Origin of the sequence: Thalassolituus sp. (assembly GCF_034111725.1) — a bacterium.
Classification (GTDB): domain Bacteria; phylum Pseudomonadota; class Gammaproteobacteria; order Pseudomonadales; family Oceanobacteraceae; genus Thalassolituus.
Window position 1 is genome coordinate 19,900 of sequence record NZ_JAWUWR010000060.1, and the last position, 10,720, is coordinate 30,619.

Genomic DNA, 10,720 nt, shown 5'->3' on the forward strand with positions numbered 1-10,720 from the left:
CTAGGCGTGGCTTAGTTTACGTGTGCTAGTGGCTATTCATCTTTTAAGCGATTAATACCCAAGGCCTTTAACGTGTACTTTTCATAAATGGGTTCGCAGGAACCAGTTTTCATTTTATAGATAAAGTATTTTTCAAAGGCAATTTTCGCCACATGCACCCACTTACCCTTTTTAAACCAAGTGACGTTACGCGGTGGAATTTGCGGAATCGCCACAAAGGCTGCGCCCGTATCGCCCATATCGGCAAGGCAAATTGCACTCCACGTGCCTTTTGCCGTTGCTAGTTCTCCGGCTAAATCAGATTTTAGATTATGCGCAATGGCGGTCATCATGGATTCGATCATGTAACCGGTTTTTGGTGTGCCGGTTGGCACAGGGGTCACTTCAACCGGTGGAATAGCAACGCAGACACCTGCCGAATAAATATTCGGATAAGTAGGATTGCGCTGGTGTTCATCGATTATCACGAACCCTTTCGGGTTACAGATTTCTTTTACCGCAGCAACAGGATCAACACCGGCAAAGGATGGCAGCATCATCGAGTGTTTAAACGGTAGTTCGTGTTGTTTTTTCAGCGAACCATCATCGTTTAATTCGTCAACGAACATCATTCCCGCTTCAACTTTGGTGACCTGGGCATTGGTAATCCACTGAATATGACGATTACGCAATTCACTTTCGAGCATAGATTTAGAATCACCCACACCGCCTAAACCAAGGTGGCCAATGTAAGGCTCGCTGGTCACATAGGTCATTGGAACTTTGTCGCGCTTTTTACGGTTACGCAGTTCTTTATCAAGAATAAAAGCGTATTCGTAAGCGGGGCCAAAACATGAGGCGCCCGGCATAGCGCCAACAATCACGGGGCCGGGTTCTTCGGCCAGCGCCTTCACATCTTCAAAACAGGTTTCGGCGTGATCAAGTGCGCAAATAGATTGGGTGTGACCACCGTGTGGGCCTGCGCCTTCGATGGCGGCAAAGTTCAATTTCGGGCCAGTGGCAATAACAAGATAATCGTAATTTTCGACCCGACCGTCAGCCAGCGTAAGGCTGTTTTGTTTTGGGTCTATTGCGGTAACGGCCGCAGGGATAAATTCAATGTTCTTTTTTTCAAGATACGGTCGAATCGGAAAGCTGGTATCCGGACGTTCTCGCCAACCCACCGCAATCCACGGATTAGAAGGTACAAACTGAAAGTCTTCACGTTCGTTGATAACGGTTACTTGGTGTTGACTGCCAATGGCTTCACGAATCTCGTAAGCCCCTGCCATACCACCCGTTCCTGCGCCCAGTACAATAACCCGTGCCATAAACAAGTATCCTTTTCTTAGTCACTTTAACTACCAATACCGTTTAGACTACTCCGATCCAGCAAAATAACCATATAAGCATAAAGTATTATTGGGCCAAGATTGAATCAATGGCGTCGAACCTCCCACGAACAGAAGATACGACTATGCAACGAATTTAGAGATTTAGTTCAGCCGGGATTGCAATGTGGGCAGTTAGGGCGTTTGCTCAGCTGCCAGCGTTGCCACTGACCTGCTTTGGCATCATAGGTGGCTAGCCAGCCTGCTTGCGGGCTACCGAACGGTGATATTAAGCGCAGAGCTTCAAGCGCCTGCATACTGCCGATGACGCCAACTAAGGGCGATAGAACACCCGCCTCGGCACAGCTGAGTTGTTGATCGTTTAAGCTGGGGTATAAGCAGCCGTAGCATGGGCTAAGATTATTACGGGGATCAAACACAGCGACTTGGCCACTAAAACCAATCGCAGCACCCGACACCCAAGGAGTGGAATGCGCTACACACTGTGCATTAATAGCGTAACGAACCGCCGCATTATCACTGCAATCCACCACCAAGCTAACGTCTGATAGATGATCATTCAGCCATTCATCCGTTGCTCGAAGTGGGTATGTTGCAACCACCACATCGGCGTTTAATTGCTGGCAACTGGTTGCCGCCGATTCGACTTTACTGCGCCCAACGGCTGCCTGCTGATGCGCTATTTGGCGCTGTAAGTTGGAGATTTCTACATGGTCGTCATCGACCAAACTTAATTTACCGACACCAGCAGCGGCGAGATACAAGGCAACCGGCGAGCCCAAGCCGCCAAGGCCAATAATCATAACATGTGCATCTAGCAAGGCTTGCTGACCGTCGACGTCGATGTCGGATAGCAAGAGATGGCGGCTGTAACGTAATAACTGATCGTCGTTCATATACTGCCCGCCCCCTTCGTTATATGTCCGAATTAATCGTCACCTAGCCAGCGACCACCGCTAATACGCGGGTGCCCGGCGAGATCTAGCTGGGTTTCTACTTCGGTAAACCCGCGCGCGCGTAAGGCATTGCATACAGCGTCGGCTTGTTCAAATCCGTGTTCTAGCAACAGCCAACCTTCAAGATTTAAAAAACGCGGGGATTGTTGAACAATGGTGTAAATATCCGCCATGCCTTGATCATCAGCAACTAACGCGGTGCGCGGTTCAAAACGTACATCGCCCTGACTAAGGTGTGGATCAACAGGATCGATATAGGGCGGATTACTTACAATTAAGTCATACGGTCCCTGAACTGCTGAAAACCATGAGCTTTGATGAAAGGCGACGTTCAGTTGGGTTTTTAATGCATTGCGCTGAGCAAGAGCGACGGCTTCAGGATTAAAATCAACGCCACTGATAACCCAAGTTGGTTTGTCGGAAGCTAGAGCTAGTGCGATTGCACCGGTTCCTGTACCCAAATCAATCACCTTGGCATCATGTGGCAAGGCTAGATTCAGCGCCCATTCAACTAATGTTTCGGTGTCAGGACGAGGAATCAATGTTGATGGAGCGACGTCGAGCACCAAAGACCAAAACTCACGTTCACCAAGCACATAAGCGATCGGTTCGCCGAGTAAGCGCCGTTGCAACAGGGTATCGGCGGTTAAACAGTGTTCGACGGTTAGCAGGCGGTCACCCCAGGTGTATAGGTAAGTTCGATCCTTATCTAACACATGTCCTAGGATTAATTCGGCGTCGAGGCGTGGGCTCTCTGTATGCTCGTCTAATTGCTCGCGCGCACCAGTAATCCATGCCTCTATGGTAGGGAGGTTTGTTGACGAACTGGTCTTGGGTGTTGTCATCAAACACTCACCGACATTTTAGTTGCCTGCCATTTCCGCTAACAAGTTAGCTTGATGTTCACGAATAAGCGGCTCTATTACAGGGGTTAAATCTCCCTGTACGATCTCGTCTAACTTGTACAACGTTAGGTTGATACGGTGATCCGTTACACGCCCTTGAGGATAATTATAGGTGCGAATTCGCTCGGAGCGATCACCACTTCCCACCAAACTCTTACGAGTGGCCGCTTGCGCTGCATGAGCGGCTTGTTTTTGCGCATCACGTAAACGCGTAGCCAGTACAGCCATCGCCTTAGCGCGGTTCTTATGTTGTGAGCGCTCATCCTGACACTCAACCACCATACCGGTCGGTAAATGGATAATACGAATCGCGGAGTCAGTTTTGTTAACGTGCTGACCACCGGCACCGGACGCGCGGAAGGTATCAATGCGTAGATCAGACTTGTTCAAGTCGATCTCTGCTTCGTCTTCGATTTCTGGCATCACGGCAACGGTACAAGCCGAGGTATGGATACGACCTTGGCTTTCGGTTTCAGGCACGCGTTGTACACGGTGCGCTCCCGATTCAAACTTCAAACGTGAATACACGTCGGTGCCGCTGATGCGCACGATCACTTCTTTGTAACCGCCATGTTCGCCGTCGCTGGCGGTCATTAGCTCGCTACGCCAGCCTTGTGTTTCAGCAAAGCGGGTGTACATGCGATATAAGTCACCAGCGAAGATAGCGGCTTCGTCACCGCCGGTGCCTGCTCGTACTTCTACAATTACGTTGCGGCCGTCATCTGGATCTTTTGGCAGTAACAAGATTTCGATATCGGCTTCGAGTGTTTCTAAGCGCTCTCGGCTGCTTTCGACTTCTTCTTCACCCATGGCGCGCATTTCAGGATCAGGGTCGCTGGCCAACGCTTTGGCTTCTTCTAGATCTTGCTGTGCTTGCTCATACGAAGTGTAGGCTGCGGCAACGTCTTCCAGTTCGCTGTACTCTTTCGACAAAGCACGGAATTTATCCTGATTCGAAATAATCTCAGGAGACGACAGCAGGTAGCCGATTTCTTCGTAACGATCGCGAAGCTGTTCTAATTTTTGCAATATCGAAGGTTTCATGAATTCAGTTATTTATCTCAGAGGTATCATCGCCATCCAGCTGAAACAGCTCGCGGCTCCAATCGAGTAATTCTAAACGCCCCTCTGCACCGGCTTTGCGTAAAGCGGTCATAGGACGATGCATCATTTTGTTGCCAAAGGTATGTGCAAACTGCTTCAGCACGCGCTCGGGATCTGCGCCGTTTTGCAGCTGCTTTAAAGCTTTTTCCAGTTGTTCATCACGTAACGCTTCAATATGTGAACGCAAATCTGTGACTGTATTCACCGCATCGAGCGCTTTTAGCTCGCGCATAAAGTGTTCTACGCCCGCTAGAATTAACTCTTCCGCTTGTATGGCTGCATCTTCTCTCGAGCGCACGTTTTCTTCAATGATGTCGCGCAGGTCGTCAACTGTATAAAGATAGACATCCGCTAACTCGGCGACTTCTTCTTCAATATCGCGCGGCACGGCAATATCGACCATGAACATTGGCTTATGCCGACGTTTCTTCAGTGCTTTTTCGACGGCGCCCTTACCTAAAATTGGCAACGGGCTGGCCGTAGATGAAATAACAATATCGGCGTCGGCCAAAACATTGGGAATATCTTCGAGCAATACCGCTTCCGCATGGAACTCTTGCGCTAAGTGCTGAGCACGAGCCAAGGTGCGGTTGGCTAAGGTCATTTTCTTAACCCCAGCGTGGTGTAAATGACGAGCAACCAGTTCGATCGTTTCACCAGCACCAATCAATAAGGCACGGCTGTTTCTTAGATCAGCAAAGATATGCTGCGCCATTCGCACTGCAGCAAAAGCAACAGATACCGGATTCTGGCCAATGGCGGTGTCGGTGCGCACACGCTTGGCTATCGAGAAAGTCTGACGAAATAAACGTCCCAACTCAGCGCCCACCGTGCCAGCCTCTTGCGCTACGGCATAGGCCGATTTCATCTGCCCGAGAATTTGCGGCTCACCTAATACCAGGGAATCCAAACCGCTAGCGACCCGCATGGTATGACGCACTGCTTCATCAGCACCTAAGTTGTAGAGCGCGCTTTCGATTTCATGGCGACCAACATTATGGTGTTGTAATAGCCATTCGATTATCTGCGCTGGGCCGGCGTCTTCTGAAGAACAATAAATCTCAGTGCGATTACAGGTAGACAACACCACGACTTCAGAAACGGACTCAAGCGATTGAATAGTATTTAACACCTGCGACATGCTGGCAGGGTCAAATGCTACGCGCTCGCGAACCGCGACAGGCGCTGTTTTGTGGTTAATGCCGAGAGCCCAAATACCCATTCTTGCGGCCAATTCTCCAGAGAGTTGCTTAACTAAAACAAGCAACCCCAATTACAAAAGCGGCGATTATAAACGGCAGAGACCCATTAACACTAATTTATCTAGGCCTATTCGCCGTCTAAACATATCTTTACCGCTGAAATCTTTGACTTAAATCGGTATCTGACTCTAAATAGCAGCAGAATCCATAGGTTTGTTATTCATATGTCTGACAATGCAAGTGATCAGCGCGCACAACAGAACTCTTTTACGGTAGCGAGCATGACACAAAGAATACGAGCACCATGGCTAGTGTGTGCACTGGCTTTATCTACCCTACACGGCTGTGCCAGCCTTAATTCGTCGCAGCAAAGCGCTGCCGACGATGTCGTCGCCATTGAACAGCCTGTTGCAGCAGAAGAGCCAGTGTATCGGCCTATCCCTGCACCAACGCTGTATTCTTTACTGGTAGCCGAAATCGCCGGTCAACGTCAGCGTTATGATATTTCGCTCTACAATTATTTAGATCAGGCGCGAAAAACCAATGATCCAGCGGTTGCTGAACGTGCATTACGCATCGCTCAGTTTGTCGGCAGCGTACCGCATGCCGTTGAAGCAGCAGGACTATGGCTAGAAAGTGACCCTGAAAATCCTGCCGCGCAACAAGCAGCAGCGCATTTAGCGATTGAGCAACGCCGATATAGCGAAGCTATGGTCCATCTCGAAAAGTTACTGCAACTTACGGGGATTAGTCAGTTCGATTATTTAGCAGCCACTACAGGCTCAGTTGGTGTTGAAGAGCAGCGAGCTGTGCTCAATGATCTTGAGATATACAGCGAACGCTACCCTACTGACGCAACGCTTTGGTATGCGCGCGCGATTATGGAGCAAAACCTAAATCAGTTTGATATTGCGGTAGAGCACATTGATTACGCCCTAAAGCTAGACCCTGAACAGATCAGTGCTGCTGTGCAAAAAGGGCGTATTTTATCCGCCACTGGGCATAACGCTGACGCGGTAAAATGGCTGGATAAAGTTCAAAAGAATCATCCAGACAACAAACCTGCTGCGATATTACATGCCAAATTATTATTACAAGAGCACAGCCTTGAAGCTGCACGAGATGCTTTTTTAAAGGTCAACGAACGCTTCCCAGATGACAGCTCGGTGATTTTATCACTGGGTTTAATTGAGGAAGAACTCGATAACATTGCCGCTGCGCGTGAATATTTATCAATGCTCGTAGATCGCCAGCAATACTTAAATGAAGCTCATTTTTATCTGGGGCGTATTGCAGAAACTGAAGAGGATCCTGAACTCGCCATTAGTCATTATGAGCAAGTCACCGAAAGCAGAGAATTCCTTCCTGCACACCTGAATGCCTCGCGCTTAATCAGTGATGAGCAAGGATTAAATGCTGCAAGAGTTTATCTAAACGATATGCGCCGTGCCTATCCAAAAGAGAACACGAACCTCACGCGCATTGAAGTAGAACTGTTAAGTAAGGACGGCGAAAAAGACGAAGCCATGAACTTAATTAGTCATGCGCTTGCCACAGATCCTAATAATACTGATCTGCTATACACACGAGCAATGCTGGCAGAGCAGTTAGGAAACTTTGATTTATTAGAAAGTGATTTACGCTATTTAATCAAATTAGAGCCAGACCACTCGGAAGCATTGAATGCGTTAGGTTATAGCTTAGTTGATCGCACTGATCGCTTTGACGAGGCCTTACCCTTAATTCAACGTGCTTTAAAGTTGTCGCCTAATAATCCGGCAATCATTGATAGTTTGGGCTGGCTATATTTCCGTCAGGGTAATATCAAAGATGCAGGGCCATTATTGGAGCGTGCCTTTGAATTGATGGCGGATCACGAAATTGCTGCGCATTATGGCGAATATTTATGGGCAATTGGAGAACAGGATGAAGCTTGGAAAATCTGGAATCAAGGTCTAAAGCAAATGCCTGATAGCACTATTATTAAGCGCACATTGGAACGCCTAAACCTCGAATTACCATCTGCTTAATATGATATTACCCCGAATAAAACCACTATTGTGGCTGCTGATACTCAGCAGCCTTTCTGGTTGTTCAGCACTCATGCCTAAAGAGGGTAAAGAAGCGCTGCAAGACAACTTAACGGAACTAAAGCATTGGCAAGTACGCGGTAAGTTATCAGTACGTTCACCTGATGACAGCGTCACTGGTTATTTAGATTGGGATCAAGATAATCGTGATTACGATATTTATATCGCTGGTCCTTTTGGCCAAGGTGCTACGCGCTTAAGTGGCGACCCGTATTCGGCTTCTTTAACTCTACCCGGCTGGGATTCTCCACAATTTGCCGACTCTCCAGAAGAATTAATGGAAACCTATATGGGCTGGAATTTTCCTGTTAGCGATATTCGCTATTGGGTAAAAGGTCAACCTAGCCCAAATGCCAAATCTACCGCTGAATTTGATGAATACGGTTTATTAAGTGTGCTACGCCAGCACGGTTGGGAGGTTCGCTACAGCCGCTACCAACAGCAAAACGGGTATTGGCTACCTGGACTAGTCAAAGTCACTGGCTATGATTTCCGTTTTACTTTCGCTATTCGTGAGTGGACTTTGCATGACTGATACCACTTGGCTGGTTGTGCCAGCCCCAGCCAAACTGAATTTAATGCTGCATATTACCGGGCGTCGCGCCGACGGATATCACAATCTGCAAACCCTATTTCAATTCTTGGATTATGGTGATGGATTACGCTTCAGAATACGAAACGACTCTGAGCTAACGCTATCGCCGGCCATTGAAGGAGTGGAGTTTGAAGATAATCTTATTATTCGTGCCGCCCGCCATTTGCAAAAATTAGCCAAGTACGATGTCGGTGCTGACATTCAATTAGATAAGGTACTGCCCATGGGCGGCGGCCTCGGTGGTGGCAGCTCAGATGCGGCAACGACCCTGCTCGCTTTGAATAATTTATGGGCATTGAACCTATCGTTAGAGGAATTGGCCGCTATTGGCTTGGGCTTAGGTGCTGATGTTCCTGTGTTTATTATGGGCCAAGCAGCCTTTGCTGAAGGCGTTGGCGAGGTGCTAACACCGACCCCAGAACTGGCAGAACCTTGGTATCTCGTGGTGTGCCCGCAAGTCCATGTAAATACTGCAAAAATATTTTCACATAACAGTTTGACAAGGGACACGCCCGCCATTAATATTCGCACCGCGCTTGAGCAAGGGGGCAGAAATGACTGCCAAGCAATTGTCTCAATGTTGTATCCAGAAGTTGGTAACACATTGAATTTGCTAAATAAATTTTCCTTTGCTAAGATGACGGGCACTGGAGCTTGTGTGTATTCAAGCTTTAGTTCTGAAGCAGAAGCTATCATAGTTTCTGGGCAGTTACCGGCTGGATACAAAGCCTTCGTGGCTAAGGGTGTTAATATTTCACCCGCCCATAGGGTATTATTCAGACCGTCTTAAGTTGCTGGGGTGTCGCCAAGTGGTAAGGCAACGGGTTTTGATCCCGTCATTCGCAGGTTCGATCCCTGCCACCTCAGCCAATTCTGATTCCATTTCCATCATTAAATTTCAACATCAAAGGGGACTCCTGTGTCTAAGTTGATGGTATTTACCGGTAACGCTAATCCGGAGCTAGCTAAGCTCGTTGTTGAGCGTCTCGATATTCCCCTTGGCGAAGCCACTGTTGGTAAGTTTAGTGATGGTGAAATTACCATCGAGATCAATGAAAACGTTCGTGGTAAGGATGTGTTTATCATCCAGCCTACTTGCGCGCCAACGAACGACAATCTGATGGAGATCTTGTTGATGGCCGACGGCTTACGCCGCGCTTCAGCAAGCCGTATTACTGCGGTTGTTCCTTACTTCGGCTACGCCCGTCAGGATCGCCGTCCACGCAGCGCCCGCGTGCCTATCAGTGCCCGTGCTGTCGCCGACATGATGTCTGGCGCTGGTATCGATCGCGTACTGACCGTTGATCTTCACGCCGACCAAATCCAAGGCTTCTTCGATATTCCTGTAGATAACGTCTACGGTTCGCCGATCCTTATTGATGATATGGAACGCCAAGCATTTGAAGATTTGATCGTTGTTTCTCCTGATATCGGCGGTGTTGTGCGTGCTCGCGCTATCGCCAAACAGTTGAACGTGGATCTCGCTATTATTGATAAACGTCGCCCTAAAGCGAACGTTTCTGAGGTTATGCACATCATCGGTGACGTTACCGGTCGTACTTGTGTATTGGTCGACGACATGGTGGATACCGCAGGTACACTGTGCTTAGCAGCCAAAGCTTTGAAAGAATTCGGCGCGAAAAAGGTTGTGGCCTACTGTACACATCCTGTACTATCCGGCCCCGCTATCGAGCGCCTAGCGAATGCAGAATTAGACGAATTAGTGGTAACAGATACCATTCCTTTGTCTGAAGCAGCAAAAGCGACGGGCACGATTCGCCAACTGACCATCGCTGGTCTTCTGGCTGAATCCATTCGACGCGTTAATAACGAAGAATCAATCAGCGCGATGTTTCGCTAAGCGAACCCGCTAGTTTGATTTTTTGGCTGTCAGGGTTGGTCGCAAACCCTGATGGTTCATATACCCATATTGAGGAATTACATTATGTCAGACGTATTCACATTGTCTGCTGAACTTCGCGAAGATGCAGGGAAAGGTGCGAGCCGCCGCCTGCGTCGCGAAAACGGCGTACCTGCTATCGTTTACGGTGGTAAAGCTGGCGGTAACGACCGTAAGCCACAAGCTATCATCATGAAAGCGAACGAATTGAACAAATTGCTAGAAAGCGAAGCGTTCTACAGCAGCGTTATTACGCTAAACGTGGCTGGCAAAGAAGAACAGGTTATCCTGAAAGATCTTCAACGCCACCCTGCTAAAAATATGATCTGGCACGCTGACTTCTTACGTGTAAGCAAAAACACTAAGATCAAAGCTCACGTTCCATTGCACTTCATCAACGAAGATACCTGTGTTGGCGTTAAAACTGGCGGCGGCGTAGTTGCTCACCAGTTAACTAGCCTAGACATCATCTGTAACGCTGGCGATTTGCCAGAGTTCATTGAAGTTGATTTGATTGCTCTTGAAGTTGGTGGTCACATCCACCTGAGCGACCTGAAACTACCAAAAGGCGTTGAGTCTTTGGCACTTTCTCACGGCGCTGAGCACGATACTTCAGTTGTATCTATTGCTATGCCTA

The 10,720-nt window shown here is 48.3% G+C and carries 10 protein-coding genes and 1 tRNA gene; 6 read left to right on the forward strand and 5 right to left on the reverse strand.

Annotation, left to right across the window (positions count from 1 at the left end):
* Nucleotides 1-32: 32 nt before the first annotated feature.
* The 5 genes from UXZ23_RS10265 to hemA all read right to left on the reverse strand — a co-directional run bounded on the left by UXZ23_RS10265 (nucleotide 33) and on the right by hemA (nucleotide 5,518).
* Nucleotides 33-1,310, reverse strand: a complete 1,278-nt coding sequence (locus UXZ23_RS10265) for an FAD/NAD(P)-binding oxidoreductase (protein WP_320820487.1) — start codon at nucleotides 1,308-1,310, stop codon at nucleotides 33-35.
* Between the two features lie 170 nt (nucleotides 1,311-1,480).
* Nucleotides 1,481-2,227: a molybdopterin-synthase adenylyltransferase MoeB gene (locus tag UXZ23_RS10270; RefSeq protein ID WP_320820488.1), complete on the reverse strand. Its 747-nt coding sequence runs from the start codon at nucleotides 2,225-2,227 to the stop codon at nucleotides 1,481-1,483.
* A gap of 32 nt (nucleotides 2,228-2,259) precedes the next feature.
* Nucleotides 2,260-3,132, reverse strand: a complete 873-nt coding sequence (gene prmC, locus UXZ23_RS10275) for a peptide chain release factor N(5)-glutamine methyltransferase (protein WP_320820489.1) — start codon at nucleotides 3,130-3,132, stop codon at nucleotides 2,260-2,262.
* Between the two features lie 18 nt (nucleotides 3,133-3,150).
* Nucleotides 3,151-4,236, reverse strand: coding sequence for a peptide chain release factor 1 (gene prfA, locus UXZ23_RS10280; RefSeq protein WP_320820490.1), 1,086 nt, complete (start codon nucleotides 4,234-4,236; stop codon nucleotides 3,151-3,153).
* A gap of 4 nt (nucleotides 4,237-4,240) precedes the next feature.
* Nucleotides 4,241-5,518 (reverse strand): glutamyl-tRNA reductase, encoded by a 1,278-nt coding sequence (gene hemA / locus UXZ23_RS10285; RefSeq protein ID WP_320820491.1) that lies wholly within the window; start codon nucleotides 5,516-5,518, stop codon nucleotides 4,241-4,243.
* A gap of 204 nt (nucleotides 5,519-5,722) precedes the next feature.
* On the opposite strand from hemA, the gene UXZ23_RS10290 reads away from it, so the two are divergent.
* The 6 genes from UXZ23_RS10290 to UXZ23_RS10315 form a co-directional block, all read left to right on the forward strand.
* Complete coding sequence (locus UXZ23_RS10290; RefSeq protein WP_320820492.1) at nucleotides 5,723-7,528, forward strand: tetratricopeptide repeat protein; 1,806 nt, start codon at nucleotides 5,723-5,725, stop codon at nucleotides 7,526-7,528.
* Between the two features lie 73 nt (nucleotides 7,529-7,601).
* Complete coding sequence (gene lolB / locus UXZ23_RS10295) at nucleotides 7,602-8,123, forward strand: lipoprotein insertase outer membrane protein LolB (protein WP_015486006.1); 522 nt, start codon at nucleotides 7,602-7,604, stop codon at nucleotides 8,121-8,123.
* Nucleotides 8,116-8,973: a 4-(cytidine 5'-diphospho)-2-C-methyl-D-erythritol kinase gene (gene ispE / locus UXZ23_RS10300; RefSeq protein ID WP_320820494.1), complete on the forward strand. Its 858-nt coding sequence runs from the start codon at nucleotides 8,116-8,118 to the stop codon at nucleotides 8,971-8,973. Before lolB ends, ispE begins: the two co-directional genes overlap by 8 nt.
* A gap of 5 nt (nucleotides 8,974-8,978) precedes the next feature.
* Nucleotides 8,979-9,053: transfer RNA gene (locus UXZ23_RS10305), tRNA-Gln, on the forward strand.
* A 49-nt stretch (nucleotides 9,054-9,102) separates the two neighbouring features.
* Nucleotides 9,103-10,044 (forward strand): ribose-phosphate pyrophosphokinase, encoded by a 942-nt coding sequence (locus tag UXZ23_RS10310; RefSeq protein ID WP_015486004.1) that lies wholly within the window; start codon nucleotides 9,103-9,105, stop codon nucleotides 10,042-10,044.
* Nucleotides 10,045-10,128: 84 nt separating this feature from the next.
* Nucleotides 10,129-10,720 (forward strand): 50S ribosomal protein L25/general stress protein Ctc (locus UXZ23_RS10315; RefSeq protein WP_320820495.1); only part of this gene is annotated, 592 nt, incomplete at its 3' end.

Coding starts and splice junctions, on each gene's coding strand:
- ispE (WP_320820494.1), top strand. CDS start 8,116: ATGACTGATACCACTTGGCTGGTTGTGCCAGCCCCAGCCAAACTGAAT.
- UXZ23_RS10270 (WP_320820488.1), bottom strand. CDS start 2,227: ATGAACGACGATCAGTTATTACGTTACAGCCGCCATCTCTTGCTATCC.
- UXZ23_RS10290 (WP_320820492.1), top strand. CDS start 5,723: ATGTCTGACAATGCAAGTGATCAGCGCGCACAACAGAACTCTTTTACG.
- prfA (WP_320820490.1), bottom strand. CDS start 4,236: ATGAAACCTTCGATATTGCAAAAATTAGAACAGCTTCGCGATCGTTAC.
- prmC (WP_320820489.1), bottom strand. CDS start 3,132: ATGACAACACCCAAGACCAGTTCGTCAACAAACCTCCCTACCATAGAG.
- hemA (WP_320820491.1), bottom strand. CDS start 5,518: ATGGGTATTTGGGCTCTCGGCATTAACCACAAAACAGCGCCTGTCGCG.
- lolB (WP_015486006.1), top strand. CDS start 7,602: ATGCCTAAAGAGGGTAAAGAAGCGCTGCAAGACAACTTAACGGAACTA.
- UXZ23_RS10265 (WP_320820487.1), bottom strand. CDS start 1,310: ATGGCACGGGTTATTGTACTGGGCGCAGGAACGGGTGGTATGGCAGGG.